The sequence below is a fragment of the Paraburkholderia acidiphila genome, assembly GCF_009789655.1.
GTDB lineage: Bacteria > Pseudomonadota > Gammaproteobacteria > Burkholderiales > Burkholderiaceae > Paraburkholderia > Paraburkholderia acidiphila.
In genome coordinates, this window is sequence record NZ_CP046912.1 from 680,894 (window position 1) to 699,840 (window position 18,947).

Here is an 18,947-nt window from a genome sequence, read left to right on the forward strand (position 1 = left end):
CGCATCACGCAAAAAAATATCGACTTTGGGCCTCAGCGTAAATGGCGACACATCTCGACTCCTTCGACCGCAAGCTCCTGATGGAGGTCCAGCGCGACGCCCAGACTCCTCAGAACGAACTCGGCGCGCGCGTGAACCTCTCCACGGCGGCGGTGAACCGGCGTTTGCGCCGCCTTGCGGACGACGGCGTGATCGACCACTACGCGGCGATCGTTTCGCCCGAGAAGGTCGATCATCCCATCACGATCGTCGCGACCGTGGAAGTGGAAAGCGAACAGATCGATCTGCTCGACGCCATGAAGCGCACGTTTTCGCAATGCCCGCAGATTCAGCAGTGCTACTACGTCGCGGGCGAGTGGGATTTCGTGCTCATTTTTGCGGTGCGCAACATGGACCAGTACACGGAACTCACGCGCGAGCTATTCTTCTCGAACAACAACGTGAAGCGGTTCAAGACGCTGGTGAGCATGAGCCGCGTAAAGGTGGGGCTCGAAGTGCCGCTCACGCTGGACGGCGAATGAGGAGCGCGCATTTCGGCACAACGCGGTCATTTCGAAAACAGGAGCCACGACACATGAGCAGCACCGTGCATCATGCTGGAGCCATTGAAGGTGACGAGTTGTTCCACCACCCGGAAGTCGCGACGCTGCGGGCGGACCTTGCACTCGCGCTGCGTGCCGCCGCGCATTACGGGCTCGGTGAAGGCGTCTGCAATCACTTTAGCGTCGCGCTGCCCGGCGAAGACGGCCTCTTTTTGCTGAACCCGCGCGGCCTGATGTGGAGCGAGGTGATGGCCGACGACATCGTCATTGTCGACGCACAGGGCCGTGTGATAGCCGGCCGCCATGAGGTGGAACCCACGGCGATGTTCATTCACGCCGCCGTCCACGCCATCGCGAAGAAAACCTGTGTGCTGCATACCCACATGCCGTATGCCACCGCCCTCACCCTCACGCAGGACTGCGGGCTCGATACGACCTTGTCGCAGAATGCCATGCGCTACCACGGCCGCGTCGCGCTCGATCGCGAATACAACGGCCTCGCGCTCGGTCCCGAAGAAGGCGAGCGCATTGCGCATGCGCTCGACGGCAAGGATATCGGCTTTCTCGGCAACCACGGCGTGGTAGTGTGCGGCGAGCGTATCGACTATGCGTTCGACGATCTCTATTACCTCGAGCGCGCATGCGCCGCGCAGGTGCGCGCGGGATCGACCGGACGCGCGTTGCGCCCCGTAGCCGCCGATATCGCGCAGCGCGTGGCGGACCAGATCCAGGGCGAGCGATTGCAGTCGGAACTGTTCTTCGCGGCGCTGCGAAGAACGCTCACACACGCTTGACGAAGCGGCAGTCCTACTTCCCCTGCCAAACCGCCTTGCGCTTTTGCGCAAACGCCGCCGCGCCCTCACGCGCGTCGGCGGAAGCGAACACCGGGTCGGTAATTTCGCGCTGACGCTCGAACATCTCCGCGCTGGACCAGTCGCGCGACTCGCGCATCACGCGCTTGCTCGCAGCCACCGCAAGCGGTCCGTTCGACACGATCTTCTGCGCGAGTTCGATCGCGCCCGCCAGCGCTTCGCCCGGCGCGGTGAGGCGATTGACGAGGCCGAACTCGTACGCCCGTTGCGCGCCGAACATGTCGCCGGTCAGCACGAGCTCCATGGCGATACGCTCCGGCAACTGCTGTTGCAGACGCAACAATCCGCCAGCCGCTGCGCACAGCCCACGCTTGACTTCGGGAAGCCCGAACTGCGCGTTGGTCGCCGCCACGACGAGATCGCTCGCGAGGACGACTTCGAATCCGCCAGCGAGCGCATAGCCTTCCACCGCCGCAATCAGCGGCTTGCGCGGCGGCGCTTGCGTGAGGCCCGCAAAGCCGCGGCCCGGCAGGCTCGGCCTTTCACCCTTCAGAAAGCCCTTCAGGTCCATGCCCGCGCAAAACGTGCCGCCCGCACCCGTGATGATGGCGAGCCGCAGGTCATCGCGCCGTTCCAACTCGTCCAGCGCGGCGGCTATCGCATCGGCCACCGCCTTCGTGCACGCGTTGCGCGCCTCGGGACGGTTGATCGTGAGGATCTGGATACCGTCGCGATACTCGATCAGCAATTCGTCGCTCATGGTCGGCCTCACTCAGCGCGGCTGCATGCGGATCGCGCCGTCAAGGCGAATGGTCTCGCCATTGAGCATCGGATTCTCGAGGATATGCAGCGCGAGCGCGGCGAATTCGTCGGCTTCGCCCAGACGCGGCGGAAACGGCACCGTGCGGCCAAGCGATACGCGAATCTCCTCGGGCAGGCGCGCGAGTAGCGGCGTGTCGAAGAGACCCGGCGCGATCGTGCACACGCGTATGCCCTTGCTCGCCAGATCGCGCGCGGCCACGAGCGTCATCCCCACCACGCCCGCCTTCGACGACGCATACGGCACCTGTCCGATCTGCCCTTCGTACGCCGCGACCGACGCGGTGAGCACGCACGCGCCGCGCTCGCCGCCCGCATCGGGCTCGTTGCGCGCCATGGCCGCCGCCGCGAGCCGCAGTGCGTTGAAGGTGCCGAACAGATTCACGCGCACCACGTTTTCATAGGCTTCGAGCGAGCCCGGCGAGCCGTCCTTCTCGATCAGACGCACCGCGCCGCCGCGGCCCGCGCAATGCACGAGCGAGCGCAGCGTGCCGCGCTTCGTCGCCGCTTCGAACACGGCGGTCATGTCGTCGGCGCTCGTCACGTCGGCGGCTACGAAGCTCGCGTTCGCGCCGAGTTCGTCGGCCACCGCCGCGCCGCGCGAGCTGGCCAGGTCGGCGATCACGACCTGCGCGCCCTTTGCCAGCAGGCGCTTCGCGCTCGCAAGACCCAGCCCCGATGCACCGCCCGTCACCACCGCCACCGTGCCGGCGAATTTGTTCTGCTCGTCCATGTGTCGTTTCTCCTTCGTTGTTCGTGGTTGCTTTTTAGAGGCGTTCAATGAGCGTGGCGTTGGCCATCCCGCCCGCCTCGCACATCGTTTGCAAGCCATAGCGGCCGCCGCTCAGTTCGAGCGCGTTGAGCATCGTCGTCATGAGGCGCGCCCCCGAGGCGCCGAGTGGATGCCCGAGCGCGATCGCGCCGCCCGCCGGGTTCAGGCGCGCCGCGTCCGCGCCCAGCGACTTCTGCCAGGCGAGCGGCACGGCGGCGAATGCTTCGTTCACTTCGAAGTGCGAAATATCGTCGATCGTGAGGCCGCGTTTCTTCAGCAGACGTTGCGTGGCGGGAATCGGCGCGGTCAGCATCATGAGCGGATCGTCGCCGCACACGTCGAACGCCACGATGCGTGCGCGCGGCTTCAACCCCAGCTGCGCCGCCTTCTGCTCGCTCATAATGAGCAGCGCCGAGGCGCCGTCCGAGATTTGCGAGGCGTTACCCGCCGTCACGTTCCAGCGGATGCCAGGAAAGCGCGCTTCCAGTTCCGCGCTTTCGAACGACGGCGCGAGGCCCGCGAGCCGCTCGACTGTGGTGCCCGCGCGGATGGTTTCGTCGAGGTCCACGCGGCGCACGCCCTCGGGTCCCGGAACCTCGATGGGCACGATCTCGCGCGCGAACTGGCCCGCCGCGCGCGCGGCGTCGGCGCGGCTGTGCGATTGCGCCGAGTAAGCGTCGAGCGCCTCGCGCGTGAGCGCCCACTTCTGCGCCACGAGGTCGGCGCTCACGCCCTGACCGACCATGCCCTCGGGATAACGCGCGTGGTACAGCGCGCCGTACGGATCGCGGCCGATGCGCGACGACCCCATCGGCACGCGGCTCATCGACTCCACGCCGCCGGCCACGACGATTTCGTTCACGCCCGCCATGATCGCCTGCGCCGCGAAATGGATCGCCTGCTGGCTCGAGCCGCACTTGCGCTCGATGGTGGTGGAAGGCACGTGCTGCGGAAAGCCCGCTGCGAGCCACGCGAGGCGGCCAGGCGTCGAGGCCTGCTCGCCCACCTGACTCACGCAGCCGATCATCACGTCGTCCACGCTGCCGGGATCGAGGTCGTTGCGCTCGATTAGCCGCTTGAGGACCTGCGAAAGCAGATCCACAGGATGCAGGTCGACGAATGCGCCGCCTGCCTTGGTCCGGCCCATCGGGCTGCGCACTGCGTCGACGATTACCGCGGTATGGGTCATGGTTCTCTCAACGGTTGGAAGTGTCGTGAAAAATGAATCGGTCGACTCAAAATACACCTTGTCGAATCAGAATTTCAATAGTGGTAAACACATTTCGGATCAAAGGGATCATTTTTATTGATTTCTCGTTCACGATCCGCAACACTATTTGCACGACTTGACACCAGAAGACCGAAAAAGGAGACATCGGCGCGCGGCGGAGGGCGGCGCGGCATCGCGGAGGCAGAAAAATGAGCCAGGCGTCTTAAAAAATTGTTCCGGTAAGCAGCAGAAAGCTAGAATCCGGGGTTTGCCGCGGGCCACATCGGCGCGCCGCACCCTTACCCCGAAGAAGGACCCGAAATGAACGACCAGGCCAACTCCCGCACCGACGACGCCGCCGATTCACAGCCCGATTCACAGCCCGACTCGCAGCTCGTGAGCGCGCTCGCGCGCGGCATCCGGATCCTGCAGTGCTTTTCGATGGGCGACGCGGAGCTGTCGGCGCGCGATCTGGTCGAGCGCACGGGCTTGCCCAAGCCCACGGCGCTGCGGCTCATCAACACGCTCGCGGAGTTCGGCCTGCTGCGCTATTCGGAGCGCATTTCGAAGTATGTGCTCGGCACGGAGATGCTTAGCCTTGCCGCCCCGGCGCTGGGCCGCATGACGATCCGGCAGATCGCGCGGCCGATGATGCAGGAGCTGGCCGACTACTGCCACGGCCAGGTCACGCTCGCGGTGGGCTACCGCCTGAACATGGCGTACGCCGAAGTGATTCAGGGCGAAGGCAGCGCGGTGTACCGCTCGGAAACGGGCACGCGGCTCTCGCTTTCGCGCACGGCGTCGGGGCGCGCGTATCTGTGGACGGTGCCGGGAGCCGAGCGCGAGCGGTACCTGCAGGAAACGCTCGCGCGCGACCCCGCGAAGGGCGAGTTGCTCGCGCAGCGCCTCGCACAGGCGCAGCAGGAGTTGCGCGCGCACGGTTGCACGATCTCGCACGGCGACATGCAGCGCGAGATTCATTCGGTGGCGATTCCGCTGTCCGCCCCGATCGACGACGAGTATTGGGTTTTTAGCTGTTCGATTGCAGTTTTCAACATCAGCGGCAACCAGTTGACCGACGACATCGCCCCTCGGCTGATGTCGCTCGTCAGGCGCGTGGAGGCAGCGCTCGGCAGCATGACTGGGGCCGCGCATGACATGGAGACGAGACCGTGGAGCGTGTCCGCGAACTAGCTGTAGCAGCACCCACGCGGGAAGCCCTGTGCTTCCCCGCACTCAACCAGAGCATCACCTACAGGGAGCTGAACGAACGCGCGGACCGTATCGCGCACTGGCTCCTCGGCCTCGGCCTGCAACCCGGCGACGGCATTGCGCTGCTATTCGAGAATCATCCGGCGCTCGCCGTTATCGCCATCGGCGCCGAACGCGCCGGCCTCTACTACACCCCCATCAGCATTCAGTTGAAAACACGCGAGGCCGCGCACGTCCTCGAGGACTGCGGCGCGCGCGTGCTGATCGTGTCAAATGCCATGCATGAACTCGCTGCGACGCTCGTGGCCGAGGGCGCGGCACAGGGCGTAGCCTGCTTCGTTGCGGGCGCTTCCGAGGCGCTGCCTGGCTTCGCCTCGCTCGAAACGGCGCTGGCCGATGTCGATCCAGGCGCGCCGCTGCCGCCTTTGCCGCGCGGTCGCGACTTTCTTTATTCGTCGGGCACGACCGGTCTGCCCAAGGGCATCCGCAAGCCGCTCGTGCCGTTCGAGCAGCGCGACGCCGACGACACCGAAACGGCGGCGTGGCGAAAGACCTTTGGCTTTACCGCCGACTCCGTCTACCTGAGCACCGCGCCGCTCTACCACGCCGCACCGCTGCGTTACCTCATGCGCATGCTGCATACGGGAGGCCGAGCGATCGTGCTGCAGAAGTTCGACGCCGAGGCCGCGCTCGACGCCGTCACGCGCTACCGCGTCACGCACAGCCAGTGGGTGCCGACGATGTTCATCCGCCTGCTGAACCTGCCCGAGACCACGCGCGCGCGCTACGACGTCAGCAGCCTGCGCGTGGCGATTCACGCCGCCGCGCCGTGCCCGCCGCATATCAAGGAGCAGATGATCGCGTGGTTCGGTCCGGTGATCTACGAGTACTACGCAGGCTCGGAAAGCGTGGGCCTCACGGCGATCGACTCGGACGAATGGCTCGCACATCGCGGCTCGGTGGGGCGCTCGAAATATGGACAGATCCATATCATCGATGATGAGGATCACGAACTTCCCGCGGGTGAAATCGGCCGCGTGTTTTTCGAAGGCGGCCCCTCCTTCGAGTACCACAACGATCCGGTGAAGACGCGCAGCGTCTATAACCGCCACGGCTGGGCGACTTACGGCGACATCGGCCATGTCGATGCAGAAGGCTATTTGTACCTGAGCGACCGGCGCGTGGACCTCATCATCAGCGGCGGTGTGAACGTGTATCCGCAGGAGATCGAGAACGTGCTCGCGGAGCATCCCGCCGTGGCCGACGCCGCCGTGATCGGCGTGCCGCACCCCGAGTTCGGCGAGGCCGTGAAGGCGGTCGTGCAACCGCGCGAGCGCGACGCCGCCAGCCCGCAACTCGCCGAGGAATTGATGGCGTTTTGCCGGGAGCGCCTTTCGCATATCAAAGTGCCGCGCTCGATCGAATTCGAGGAGGCGTTGCCGCGCCATGACAACGGCAAGCTGCTACGACGCATTCTGAAGGAGCGCTACCGGCAGCCGGCAGTTTGATACGGATAACGAAATTACCAAAGAGACTGGAGACACCAAGTATGCGCAGCGTATTCCGCGACGATCACGAAATCTTTCGCGAGCAGGCCCGGCGCTTTATCGAACGCGAAATCGTACCGTTTCATCATCAATGGGAACAAGAAGGCATCGTGCCGAAGTCGGTATGGCGGCGCGCGGGTGAGGAAGGCCTGCTGTGCTGCACGATTCCTGAAGAGTATGGCGGCGGCGGCGGCGACTTCGGCCACGCGGCCATCATGATCGAGGAGCTCGCGCGCGTGAACGCGAGCGGCATTGGCTTTCCGCTGCATTCGGATATCGTCGCGCCGTATCTCTTCGCGTACGGCACCGAAGCGCAAAAGCGCGCGTGGCTGCCGAAGCTCGCGCGCGGCGAGCATATCGGCGCCATCGCCATGACCGAACCCGGCACGGGCAGCGATCTCAAGTCGGTGCGCACTACCGCGCGTAAAGACGGCGACCATTACGTCATCAATGGCCAGAAGACCTTCATTACGAATGGCCAGAATGCCAGCCTCGTGGTCGTGGTCTGCAAGACCGCGCCCGAGCTGGGCGGCAAGGGCGTTTCGCTGATCGTGGTCGAGGAAGGCACGCCCGGCTTCAGCAAGGGCCGCAAGCTCGACAAGATCGGCCTGCGCGCGCAGGACACCTCCGAGCTATTCTTCGAGGACGTGCGCGTTCCCATCGCGCAGCGGCTCGGTGAGGAAAACCAGGGGTTCTCGTACCTCATGCGCGAACTGGCGCAGGAGCGGCTCGTCATTGCGGTGCGTGCAGCCGCGTCGATCGAGGGCATGCTCGAGCGCACGATTCGCTATACGCGCGATCGCAAGGTATTCGGCCAGGCCATCTTCGACTTCCAGAACGCGCGCTTCAAGCTCGCGCATGCGCGTGCGAAGGCGGAAATGGTGCGCATCTATGTCGATGACTGCATTGCGCGGCACCTGCGGCGCGAGCTTTCGCCCGTAGACGCCGCCATGGCGAAGCTCAACGCCACCGAACTGCAGAACCAGTTGCTCGACGAATTCCTGCAGTTGCACGGCGGCTATGGCTACATGTCCGAGTACGTGGTGGGCACCGCGTGGGTGGATGCGCGTGTCATGCGCATCTACGGCGGCACCGACGAGATCATGAAGGAAATCATCGCGCGCACGCTGTAAAGGCGCGTTATCCAGGAAGCTGCAGGAAAGCACACATGATCAAGCCTTTGGAAGGCGTTACGGTCGTGGAATTCGCGGGGCTCGGCCCCGCGCCATTCTGCGGCATGCTGCTCGCGCAAATGGGCGCGCGCGTGATCTGCATCGGCCGCGAGGGCGGGAGCGAGCCAACGGGACCGCTTGCGCGCGGGCGCGAACACGTCGCGCTCGACCTCAAGCGCCACGACGACGTTGCCCGCGCACTCGACCTGATCGCGAGCGCCGATGCGTTGATCGAAGGCTTTCGTCCCGGCGTGATGGAGCGGCTAGGGCTCGGCCCGCAAGCGTGCCACACGCGTCGCGCCTCGCTCGTCTACGGCCGTATGACCGGGTGGGGCCAAACCGGACCGCTCGCGCACACGGCGGGCCACGACATCAACTACATCGCGATCTCGGGGGCGCTGCATGCGGTGGGTCTCGCAGCCGGCGAGCCCGTGGTGCCGCTCAATCTGGTCGGCGACTTCGGCGGCGGCGGCATGCTGCTCGCCTTCGGCGTGGTGGCCGCGATTCTGCGCGCACGATCGACGGGCGTTGGCTGCGTGGTCGACGCCGCGATGACCGACGGCGCAGCCATGCTCATGAGCATGATGTACGGCTTCTACGCAGCGGGGCACTGGCAAGACGAACGCGGCACAAACCTGCTCGACGGCGGCGCGCCGTTTTATCGTACGTATCGTTGCGCGGACAACCGTTATATCGCCGTGGGTTGCATCGAGCCGCAGTTCTATGCAGCGTTCATGAAGGGGATCGGCGCGGAAGACCTGCTGGCACTGCCGCAACGCGACCGCGCGAACTGGCAGCGCATACAGGCACGCATTGCCCAGACAATCGGCACGCGCACGCGCGACGAATGGACCGCGGTGTTCGAAGGCAGCGATGCGTGCGTCACGCCTGTGCTGAGTCTTGCAGAAGCGCCGCTCGACGCGCACAACATCGCGCGCAGCGCATTCGCGCAGAGTGACGGCGCGTGGCAGCCGCAATGTGCGCCGCGCTTCGTGAGCTACGATGGCGAGGGCGCTTAGCCTCGCACCTCGCCGAGCTTTTCTTTCTCGTCGGCCAGCAATGAAAGCTGGCCGGTCGCAACGATATGGCTGAGCGGCGCCGGGCGGCCGAGCAAATAGCCCTGCACTTCGTCGCAGCCTTCGTCGGCGAGCAGCGTGAGTTGCGCCTCGGTTTCGATACCCTCGGCCAGCACCGGAATGCCAAGGCTCTTGCCGAGCGCGAGCACCGCGCGAATGATCGCGGTGGCCTGCCGGTTCGACTCCGCCTCGCCCACGAAGGACTGATCGAGCTTGATCTTGTCGAATGGGAACGAGCGCAGCGTGTCGAGCGACGAATAGCCGGTGCCGAAGTCGTCCAGCGCGATACTCACGCCGATGGCCTTGATCCGCTGCAGCACGTCGAGCGAGCGCTCGCGGTCCGCGAAAATGGCCGTCTCGGTCAGTTCGAGCTCGAGGCGTTCGGGCGCGAGGCCGGTCTCGACGAGCACGGTCTCGACGAGCTTCGGCAAATCGGCGTGCGAGAGCTGCACCGGCGAAAGGTTCACAGCCACCTTGTAAGGCGGCGACCATGAAACGGCGCGCGTGCACGCCTCGCGCAGCACCCACGCGCCAATGCCGAGAATGAGGCCGTTCTCTTCGGCAAGCGGAATGAATTCGGCGGGCGAAATGAAGCCAAGCCGCGGATGCTCCCAGCGCAGCAGCGCTTCGTAGCCGCAAATGTCACCCGTAGCGATCGAGGTCTGCACCTGGTAGTGCACGCTCAACTGCCCGCGCGCGAGCGCCTCGCGCAAGTCGTGCGTGAGCGAGCGGCGCGCCCGCGCGATCTCATCCATCGCCGGCTCGTAGAAGCACACCGACTGCGAGAGATCCGCCTTCGCGCGGTACATGGCGAGGTCGGCGTTGTTGATGAGCACTGTCTTCGTGGTGGCGTCGTCGGGATAGATCGCGACGCCAAGGCTCGCACCCGAAAGCACTTCGGCGTCGTCGTAACGCACGGGCCGGTAGAGCGCGGCTTCGAGGCGCGAGAGCAGATCGCCGAGTTCCTCGCGCGAGGCGAAGCGCGTCAGCGCCACGAACTCGTCGCCGCCCACGCGCGCAATGAACTCGCCTTCGCGCATCAGGCTCGAAAGACGCCGCGCAAGAATGCGCAGCACTTCGTCGCCGGCGTGATGGCCGTGCAGGTCGTTGATTTCCTTGAAGCGGTTCAGGTCGATGCCGACGAGCGCGAGCTTGCGCGTGTCCTGCGTGCGCGCCAGTTCGGCGTCGATGCGTACGTTGAAGCTCGCGCGATTGGGCAGGCCCGTGAGCATGTCGCTCATCGCCATCGTGCGCAGATGCTCGACGGATTCGGCGCGCACGCTGTCGTCGAGCAGAAAGCTCACGCAGCCCGCGCCCGCGATCACGAGCGCCATGCACGCCACGGCGAGCGCGAGCGCCTGCAGCGCGGCGGGATTCGAGAAGTGGCCGTCGATCGGCATCGGCACGACCTGGAACGCGGACATGCCGGTGAAGTGCAGCGCGGCGATGGCAAGCGCGAGCACGCCCGCCACGACGCGAGCGCAGGCGTCGGCGTTCGCCCGCGCACTGGCCGCGTTCTCCTGCGGGCGCCTCGCCCCCACGCCGGCAAGATGCAGCGCAAGCGCGCTGATCGCGACCGCGAATACGATCGACAAGGCGATCCCCAGGCGATTCCAGATCACGATGCCTTGCACGCGATACGCGAGCATGCCCGCGTAATGCATGAGCGCGACCGCCAGCCCGACGATCGCACCGCCCAGCGCGGGCGCCGCGCGCGTGAGACGGTTCGCGACCCGGCTCGTGGCGACCAGAAACCCGGCGAAGCTGCCCACGAGCGCGATGAGCAGCGACGTGATGGTCAGCACGGGATCGAAGGAGATCGGCACGCCCGGCTCGAAGCCGAGCATGGCGATGAAGTGTGTGCACCAGATATCGGCGGCGGCGACCACGGCCGCGATGAACGACCAGCCGAGGCGCTGCAGCGAATGCGTGGCGAACGCGCGCAAGACGAGCCGCGCGGCGACCCACGAGCCCGCGGCGCAAATCAGCAGCGCGACGACAACGAGCCACAGATTGTGCTTGTAGACGATGCAGCCCACTACGCTCATCACGGGAAAGTCTCCTTGTTCACCACGCGTTCACCCCGGGCGTCGCACGACATTATCACGACAATGCGACGAGGCCGAGCACCTCTCGCAACTTCGCGCTCGTCGCGTGCAGCGACGACGAGGCGGCGGCCGCTTCGTTCACCAACGCGGCGTTGCGGCGCGTGGTGTCGTCCATCTGCGCGACCATGGCGTTGACCTGCTCGATGCCCTGCGCCTGCTCGTGGCTCGACGCCGTGATCTCGCCCATGATGTCGGCCGCGCGGCCGATGCTGCGCACCACGCCTTCCATCGCGGCGCGCGCCTCGCCGGCGAGTTGCGTACCCGCGCCGACCTCGTTCGCCGAGTTCTCCACGAGCTGCTGGATCTCGCGCGCGGCGGCCGCGGCGCGCTGCGCGAGGCTGCGCACTTCGCCGGCGACCACGGCGAAGCCGCGTCCCTGCTCGCCCGCGCGCGCGGCTTCCACGGCCGCATTGAGCGCGAGAATGTTGGTCTGGAACGCGATGCCCTCGATCACGTCGACGATCTCGAAGATGCGCTTGGCCGAGGCTTCGATGGCGCCCATCGTCGTGGTCATGCGCGCGACGACGTCGTCGCCTGCCTGCGCGACCGTCGACGCTTCGCGGGCGAATGCGCTCGCCTCGCGCGCGTGCTCCGCGCTCGCCTTGACCGTACGCGTGAAAACGTCCATCGAGGCAACCGTCTCTTCCAGGCTGCCCGCCTGGTGCTCGGTGCGCGCGCTCAGGTTCGCATTGCCTTGCGCGATTTCGAGTGCGGCCTGCTCCACGTGTACGGTGCTCGTGCTCACCTCCTGCATGGCGCGCGCCATCTGGGCGATCGCCCCTTTGAGCGCGACCGCCGTCGGGGCGCTGGCCGGCATGCCGTCTACCGCGAGGCACACCTCGCGCCCGCGCACGACGCTGCGCACGATGTCCGACAATTCCGCCGCCTCGATGGCCGCCACGCGCAGACGGTGCGCAAGCACGATTTCGACGGCGGTTTGCGCGACCACGTAGGCGGCATGCAGCAGCACGCGCGGCAGGTTCGCCTCGCGCGTGCAGTACACGGCAAAGTTGAGCGCCTGCAGCCGGTCGAATGCGAGGTGATGCACGGCGAAGAATCCCGCGGCGAGCACGATCGGTCGCCAGTCGCGATAGACGAGCAGGAGACCGAGCAGCACGAACACGCCGAAATGGAACTCGGTCACGCCATGCGCCGCCTGGATATGCAGCGCGACAAGCGCGGCGTTGGCGAGCGTGAGCACGACGCGCGAAAGCGCCGTGCCGCGCGCGCAGAAAAACACGAAGCTGCCGATACCGAGGAACAGCGCGGCGCCCACGAGCGCAAGCTGCGGTTCGTAATAAACGAAGCCGATCAGCACCGCCGCAAGCGCGGAGATCACGAGCGTGGAATACATCACCGCGTCGGCGGCGCGCGCGACGTCGTCGAGCGCACGAATGGCCACGCGCTGTTGCGAGCCGGACGGTCGAAGCGGCTGCGTGCGACCCGGCGAATCTGCCAGCATGAGCGACACTTTGATGAGGATATAAGGTTGCAGGTGGGCGTTAAAGCGGCGGCGGCTGGTGGACCTTCGTGCGCGTGATGGAATCCGGCTGCAAAAAGGGCCGTCGTCATGGCGTCGGCGCGACTCGTTTGGCGGGCTCGGCAAGATAATCGGGACCCGCGAACGAGTTTACGGCAGCGACCAGTGAAACTTCAGGAAACCCTTTGCAGCACAAGCATTTGCAAACGTTTGCAGCGTTACGGTCCTATTTTAATTTTTCGCAAGGAATGAAAACACATTGGATTGCGCAGGGTGAATGCCGTCAGGCCATCGCTTCGGCGCCTTCCGGCAGGAGAAATTACCAATAGCACGATCGTTCTATTTTAGGTAGGCTCCTGAACTTCTCCCCCATGATGCGAGACCGTTCCGCCATGTCGCTGATCCTTTCCCGCCGCGATCTGAACTTCCTGCTCTACGAATGGCTCGATGTCGAAAGCCTCACCCGCATCGGGCGCTACGCCGACCACTCGCGCGAGACCTTCGACGCCGCGCTCGACACCTGCGAGAAGATCGCCACCGACCTCTTCGCGCCACACAACAAGACGAACGATCAGCATGAGCCGCACTTCGACGGCGAGACGGTCACGATCATTCCCGAAGTGAAGACGGCGTTGAAGGCATTCAGCGACGCGGGCTTGATGGCCGCGGGCCAGGACTATGAATACGGCGGCATGCAGTTGCCGCTCGTCGTCGAGAAGGCGGGTTTCGCGTGGTTCAAGGGTGCGAACGTGGGCACGAGCGCCTATCCGTTCCTCACCATCGGCAACGCGAACCTGTTGCTCGCGCACGGCAGCGCCAAACAGATCGACACCTTCGTGCGCCCCGAACTGGAAGGCCGCTATTTCGGCACGATGTGCCTTTCCGAGCCGCAGGCGGGCTCCTCGCTTTCGGATGTCGCCACGCGCGCCGACTTCGAATGCGATTCGCCGCTCGGCGCGCAATATCGTCTGCGCGGCAACAAGATGTGGATCTCGGGCGGCGAGCATGAGCTTTCCGAGAACATCGTGCACCTCGTGCTCGCCAAGATTCCCGGGCCCGACGGCAAGCTCATTCCAGGCGTCAAGGGCATCTCGCTTTTTGTCGTGCCCAAGTACCTCGTGAACGAGGACGGCTCGCGCGGCGAGCACAACGACGTCGTGCTCGCAGGTCTCAATCACAAGATGGGCTATCGCGGCACGACAAACTGCCTGCTGAATTTCGGCGAAGGCACGCAATACACGCCGGGCGGCCGGGCCGGCGCGATCGGTTATCTCGTGGGCGAGCCTCATCACGGGCTCGCATACATGTTCCACATGATGAACGAGGCGCGCATCGGCGTGGGGCTCGGCGCAACGATGCTCGGCTATACCGGCTATCTGCACGCGCTCGATTACGCGCGCAATCGTCCGCAAGGGCGCCCGTTGGGCGCCGCGGGCAAGGACCCGGCTTCGCCCCAGGTAAGGCTGGTCGAGCACGCCGACGTGCGCCGCATGTTGCTCGCGCAAAAGAGCTATGTGGAAGGCGCGCTCGCGCTCAACCTCTGGTGCGCCAAACTCGTGGACGAAGCGAACGCGGCCAGCGCCGCCGAGCGCGAACCGCTCTCGCTGCTGCTCGACCTGCTCACCCCCATCGCGAAGAGCTGGCCCTCGCAATGGTGTCTCGCCGCCAACGATCTCGCCATTCAGGTGCACGGCGGTTATGGCTACACCCGCGAATACAACGTCGAGCAGTTCTATCGCGACAACCGTCTCAATCCGATTCACGAAGGCACGCACGGGATTCAGGGGCTCGATCTGCTCGGCCGCAAGGTCGTGATCAAGGACGGCGCGGCGCTCAAGCTCTTTGTGGAGCGCGTGCAGGCTACGCTCGAGCGCGCGCACGCTTCGGGCGCCGCCGACGACGCCGCCAACGCCCGCGCGCTCGCGGCCGCACTCGCGCGGCTCACGCAAGTCACGCGGCAGTTGTGGGCGGCAGGCGACCCGGCGGCGACGCTCGCCAATGCTTCGGTGTACCTGGAAGCGTTCGGCCACGTGGTCATGGCCTGGGTGTGGCTCGAACAGGCGCTCGTGGCGCGCACGGCGCTCGCCGCGCACACAGGAACAAGCGGTGAGGAGGCGGACTTCTATCGCGGCAAGCTTGCAGCGGCCGCTTATTTCTTCGCGTGGGAACTTCCGAAAACGGGCGCGCAGTTCGACCTGCTGGCTTCGCTCGATCGCACGACGCTCGACATGCAGGACGCCTGGTTCTGAAGCAACGAGTGCTCTCGCATGCGCGGCTCAGGGGGATTCAGTGGCCCCCTGCGGCCGCCAGCTTTCCCGCACGAGAGCGCATGAAGGCAGTTGCCTCTCGACTCGCGGGCCTTTTCCGGTTGCACGTCGCCCGTCGCGCGGGACGCGCGCCCTGAGCATCACGGCTCGCCGTGAACGTGCGCCCGCTGAAGCGAGTGGTCTGCGATTGCGGTGTCGACCGTCGAAGCAAGGGTTGCCTCGAAATACTCGAGCGCCAGATCGACGAAAGTCCGCACCTTCGCTGAAACATGCCGCCTTCCGGGATAGACGAGCGCCAACTCCTTGGCGCCTTCGCGGATTTCGTACTCGCGCAGCACCGGCACGAGCAGACGATTCTCGATGTCGTCCTTCACATAGGCTTCGGGCAGGATCGCAAGCCCCATATGCACCAGCGCCAGCTGGCGCAACATGATCATGTCGTTGACCGTGCAGCGCGGGTCGATGCCGATCGTCTCCTCCTCTCCGTGTGCGTTGACGAAACACCACTCACGCCCGTGAATCGCTCGCGAAGGTGCAAGGAACCCGCGTAGCGGCAGCTCCGCCGGCGTGACGGGCAAGCCATACGATTCAAGGTAGCCTGGCGATGCGACCACGACCGGTCGCAATGAAGCGAGCGGCCGTCTGACCAGCGAGCCGCTGCTCACCTGACGCGACGTGAGAATGCCGACGTCGAAGCCATCCTCGACGAGATCGACATTGCGGTGGAGCAGTTGGAATAAATGACTGGATTAATTAGAGATATAGCCGGGGCATTTCAGCCAACCGCGCGATAGAACATCATTTTTCTTCTTTTTATTCATCTAACGCGAATATTAAATTCGCGTTTCTCTGTAGTTAAATTAACAAATAGATTTTATATTTCGTTCGCGCATACCAAGCCGCCAATTCCGATCCCGATACAGGAATCACGGAATAAGCCCTGCGGCCCCAGCGTGATGCGGCGAGTGGGCGGCGGCCTGGGGCCGCCCTCCGTTCGCCTTTCTCCCTTTCGCTGCCCGCTTGCGCAATGCCGGCGCCTGCACGTACGCGTTAGCACTCCTTCCAACTATCCCGATTTGCATCATGATTTCTAATTCGACGAGGACTACGAACTTACAAGCGCAAGACTCGGCGATAAAGCGGAAAGCAGCCTGGGCGTCACTGCTCGCCATCACTGCGCGCGCGTGGAATCTGGTGGAAAAGCAAGCGGACAGTCCAACGCACTCTACCGCCCGGCATGGCTGGCCGCAGGTCTTCGACGCAGACGGCAAACGCGTCGTCATGCACCGGCCGCAGGTCACCGTGAGCACGAGCTACCCGGGTGCGAACGCCGACGTCGTCGCGCAGAACGTGGCCACTCCGATCGAGCAGCAGGTCAACGGCGCGGACAACATGATGTACATGAACTCGTCGAGTTCGTCGACAGGCGACATGACGCTCTGCAACTGCGCGACTACGACAACCAGTTGCAGATCGCGCAGGCCACGCTCGCGAGCCGCAAAGGGTCGCTCGATCTGTTCGAGGAACGCTTTGCCGGCGGCGTCGTGTCGAAGGTGCAGTTGAGCCAGGGAGAGTCGGCTCAAGCTTCGGTGTTCAGCATCCAGCAGCAGATCGCACAGCAGGAAGACGCGATTTCGCTGCTGCTCGGCCAGAATCATGGCCCGATTCCACGCGGCAAGGCGATCACCGCGCTGAGCGCACCGGCCATTCCCTCGGGCTTGCCCTCCACCTTGCTCGAGCGCCGCCCCGACGTTCTCCAGGCCGAGCAAGCGCTCGTTGCGGCGAACGCGTCGATCGGCGCGGCGCGCGCGCAGTACTTCCCCGACATCTCGCTTACCGGCATGTTCGGCGCGGCGAGCACGGCGCTTTCCGGGCTCTGGACGGGGCCTGCTCGCGTCTGGTCGTTCGCTGGCGCGCTCACGCAACCCATCTTCAAGGGCGGCGCGATCGCGGGGTCCGTGCATCAGGCCGAGGCGGCGCAGCAGGAGGCGCTCTTCAGCTACGAAAAGACGATCCAGCAGGCATTCGCCGATGTCGAGAACGCGCTGGTCGGCACAGCACGCACGCGCGATCAGCTCGACGCGACCACGCGACAGGTGAGCGCGCTTACGGAGTGCGGGGCTGTCGCGACCTCTATGAAGGCGGCTACACGAGCTATCTGGAAGTGCTCGACGCAGAGCGCAGTCTCTTCAATGCGCAGTTGCAGCAGTCACGGCTTCTGGATCAGCAGCTCGCCGAAATCGTGAACCTGTACAAGGCGCTGGGCTACGGCTGGAATCCGCCTGCGCCTCCCACTGCGAAAGGCGACGCGAAACCGTCGTAGTCACGGCGGCGCGGCAGTCTGACGCCGCGCCGAAAAGCGAGGCGCCCCAAAAGACGGGACTGAAATCCGCCGTTTGGGGCGCTGCGCGACGCCTCGTGCGAAGGCGCCGCATCACATCATTTCACCTCGCGAGCGCACAAGCGTCAGTTCGCCGCCTGCTGCTCGAAACGCCTGAGCAACTCGTTGCCGCGCGAATTGGCCGAGTCGAGCGCCTGTTGCGGCGTCTTGGCGCCCGTCCACACCTGTTCGAGTTCCTCGTCGACGATCGTGCGGATCTGCGGCATGTTGCCAAGGCGCAGGCCCTTGGTCCACGGCAGCGGTGGCTTGTTGAGCATCTGCTTCGTGGCCGTGTCGGCGCCCGGGTGAGATGTGTAGAAGCCCTGCTGCTGCGTGAGTTCGTAGGCAGCCTTCGTCACCGGCAGATAGCCCGTGTCCTGATGCCATTTGGCGGCCACGGCCGGCGAGCTCAGATACGCGAGGAACTTCGCCACGCCCTTGTAGACCTCGGGATTCTTGCCGCCCAGCACCCACAGGCTCGCCCCGCCGATGATGGCGTTCTGCGGCGCACCCTTCACGCTCGGGTCATACGGCATCATGCCGGTGCCGAACTTGAACTTTGCATATTGCTGGACGTTCGCGAGCGCACCGGACGACCCCATCATGATCCCGCAGTCCCCGCTATAGAACTTGGCATTGGCCTCATCCTTGCGCCCGACGTACGTAAACGTGCCCTGCTTCGCCATGTCCTGCAGGAAGGCGATATGCGCGACCTGCAGCGGCTTGTTGATTTCGAGCTGCGCGTCGAGGCCGTCGAAGCCGTTGTTGCGCGTCGCGATCGGCGCACCATGCCATGCGCTGTAATTCTCGATCTGGATCCAGCCCTGCCAACCCGTGGTGAAGCCGCAGCTCATGCCCGAAGCCTTGAGCTTCGCGGCAGCCGCAGCGACTTCAGGCCAGGTCTTCGGCGGCGCGTCGGGAAGGCCGGCCTTCTTGAAGGCGTCGCGGTTGTAGTAGAGCACGGGAGTCGAACTGTTGAATGGCATCGACACGAGATGGCCGGTCTTCGCGTCGCTGTAGTAACTCGCGATAGTCGGCACGAAGCCCTTCTCGTCGAGGGGCACGCCGGCGGTCTTCATCACGTCGTATACGGGCAGCACGGCCTTCTTCGCGTTCATCATCGTCGCGGTGCCGACTTCGTACACCTGCAGGATGGCGGGCGCGTCGCCGCTGCGATAGGCCGCGATGCCGGCAGCGAGCGTCTGGTCGTAAGTGCCCTTGAAGACGGGCACGATCTTGTATTCGCTCTGCGACGCGTTGAACTGCTGAGCGATCTCATTCACCCGCTGGCCGAGTTCGGACTCCATCGCATGCCAGAACTGGATTTCGGTGGCGGCGTGCGCCGCTTGCGCGCCGCCGGCCAGCACCACGGCGGCCATCAGCGTGCGCAAGCGGCCACGCGAACCTGCGCGTTGTGTCTCGTGCTTTTTCATCTGGGTCTTCTTCCTGTTATTGATCGTTGTCCCGGCGGCTACGCGCGATAAAACGCGGCTCGGGACTTTGGCTCAGGACTTCGATTTTCGACTTCGATACACCGGGCCGCCCACCGG

Annotated in this window: 15 protein-coding genes and 1 pseudogene; 9 read left to right on the plus strand and 7 right to left on the minus strand. The window is 65.0% G+C overall.

Features of this window, described 5'->3' with window-relative positions; translation table 11 throughout:
• Positions 1 to 41: 41 nt before the first annotated feature.
• On the plus strand, positions 42 to 521 hold the full coding sequence (locus tag FAZ97_RS33265) for an Lrp/AsnC family transcriptional regulator (protein WP_158763004.1): 480 nt from the start codon (positions 42 to 44) through the stop codon (positions 519 to 521).
• A gap of 53 nt (positions 522 to 574) precedes the next feature.
• Positions 575 to 1,336 (plus strand): aldolase, encoded by a 762-nt coding sequence (locus tag FAZ97_RS33270; protein ID WP_158763005.1) that lies wholly within the window; start codon positions 575 to 577, stop codon positions 1,334 to 1,336.
• 13 nt (positions 1,337 to 1,349) lie between these two features.
• Here the strand turns inward: FAZ97_RS33270 and FAZ97_RS33275 are convergent, their stop codons facing one another.
• From FAZ97_RS33275 to FAZ97_RS33285, 3 genes are read right to left on the minus strand one after another with little or no spacing between them, the layout of a single operon-like run.
• Positions 1,350 to 2,114, minus strand: coding sequence for a crotonase/enoyl-CoA hydratase family protein (locus FAZ97_RS33275; RefSeq protein WP_158763006.1), 765 nt, complete (start codon positions 2,112 to 2,114; stop codon positions 1,350 to 1,352).
• A 12-nt stretch (positions 2,115 to 2,126) separates the two neighbouring features.
• On the minus strand, positions 2,127 to 2,906 hold the full coding sequence (locus FAZ97_RS33280) for an SDR family NAD(P)-dependent oxidoreductase (RefSeq protein ID WP_158763007.1): 780 nt from the start codon (positions 2,904 to 2,906) through the stop codon (positions 2,127 to 2,129).
• Between the two features lie 34 nt (positions 2,907 to 2,940).
• On the minus strand, positions 2,941 to 4,134 hold the full coding sequence (locus FAZ97_RS33285; protein ID WP_158763008.1) for a thiolase family protein: 1,194 nt from the start codon (positions 4,132 to 4,134) through the stop codon (positions 2,941 to 2,943).
• A 342-nt stretch (positions 4,135 to 4,476) separates the two neighbouring features.
• On the opposite strand from FAZ97_RS33285, the gene FAZ97_RS33290 reads away from it, so the two are divergent.
• From FAZ97_RS33290 to FAZ97_RS33305, 4 genes are read left to right on the plus strand one after another with little or no spacing between them, the layout of a single operon-like run.
• Complete coding sequence (locus tag FAZ97_RS33290; RefSeq protein WP_158763009.1) at positions 4,477 to 5,349, plus strand: IclR family transcriptional regulator; 873 nt, start codon at positions 4,477 to 4,479, stop codon at positions 5,347 to 5,349.
• Complete coding sequence (locus tag FAZ97_RS33295) at positions 5,328 to 6,875, plus strand: acyl-CoA synthetase (RefSeq protein WP_158763010.1); 1,548 nt, start codon at positions 5,328 to 5,330, stop codon at positions 6,873 to 6,875. Before FAZ97_RS33290 ends, FAZ97_RS33295 begins: the two co-directional genes overlap by 22 nt.
• 41 nt (positions 6,876 to 6,916) lie before the next feature.
• Complete coding sequence (locus tag FAZ97_RS33300; RefSeq protein WP_158763011.1) at positions 6,917 to 8,047, plus strand: acyl-CoA dehydrogenase family protein; 1,131 nt, start codon at positions 6,917 to 6,919, stop codon at positions 8,045 to 8,047.
• A 35-nt stretch (positions 8,048 to 8,082) separates the two neighbouring features.
• Entirely contained in the window at positions 8,083 to 9,105 is a 1,023-nt protein-coding gene (locus FAZ97_RS33305) for a CaiB/BaiF CoA transferase family protein (RefSeq protein WP_158763012.1), read from the plus strand.
• Here FAZ97_RS33305 and FAZ97_RS33310 read toward each other — a convergent pair.
• Together FAZ97_RS33310 and FAZ97_RS35740 are read right to left on the minus strand one after the other, a co-directional pair.
• Positions 9,102 to 11,210 (minus strand): putative bifunctional diguanylate cyclase/phosphodiesterase, encoded by a 2,109-nt coding sequence (locus FAZ97_RS33310; protein ID WP_199272238.1) that lies wholly within the window; start codon positions 11,208 to 11,210, stop codon positions 9,102 to 9,104. The two genes, FAZ97_RS33305 and FAZ97_RS33310, sit on opposite strands and share 4 nt — an antisense overlap.
• 55 nt (positions 11,211 to 11,265) lie before the next feature.
• Positions 11,266 to 12,732, minus strand: a complete 1,467-nt coding sequence (locus tag FAZ97_RS35740; RefSeq protein ID WP_158763014.1) for a methyl-accepting chemotaxis protein — start codon at positions 12,730 to 12,732, stop codon at positions 11,266 to 11,268.
• A 410-nt stretch (positions 12,733 to 13,142) separates the two neighbouring features.
• On the opposite strand from FAZ97_RS35740, the gene FAZ97_RS33320 reads away from it, so the two are divergent.
• Positions 13,143 to 14,999: an acyl-CoA dehydrogenase gene (locus tag FAZ97_RS33320; RefSeq protein WP_158763381.1), complete on the plus strand. Its 1,857-nt coding sequence runs from the start codon at positions 13,143 to 13,145 to the stop codon at positions 14,997 to 14,999.
• A 158-nt stretch (positions 15,000 to 15,157) separates the two neighbouring features.
• On the opposite strand, the gene FAZ97_RS33325 is transcribed toward FAZ97_RS33320, so the two are convergent.
• Complete coding sequence (locus FAZ97_RS33325) at positions 15,158 to 15,748, minus strand: substrate binding domain-containing protein (RefSeq protein ID WP_158763382.1); 591 nt, start codon at positions 15,746 to 15,748, stop codon at positions 15,158 to 15,160.
• A 559-nt stretch (positions 15,749 to 16,307) separates the two neighbouring features.
• On the opposite strand from FAZ97_RS33325, the pseudogene FAZ97_RS35900 reads away from it, so the two are divergent.
• Positions 16,308 to 16,457, plus strand: a pseudogene (locus tag FAZ97_RS35900) (efflux RND transporter permease subunit); the annotation flags it as partial.
• Positions 16,458 to 16,483: 26 nt separating this feature from the next.
• Entirely contained in the window at positions 16,484 to 17,263 is a 780-nt protein-coding gene (locus tag FAZ97_RS33335; RefSeq protein WP_233271947.1) for a TolC family protein, read from the plus strand.
• 220 nt (positions 17,264 to 17,483) lie between these two features.
• On the opposite strand, the gene ugpB is transcribed toward FAZ97_RS33335, so the two are convergent.
• Positions 17,484 to 18,776, minus strand: coding sequence for a sn-glycerol-3-phosphate ABC transporter substrate-binding protein UgpB (ugpB, locus tag FAZ97_RS33340; protein ID WP_158763383.1), 1,293 nt, complete (start codon positions 18,774 to 18,776; stop codon positions 17,484 to 17,486).
• Between the last annotated feature and the right edge of the window lie 171 nt (positions 18,777 to 18,947).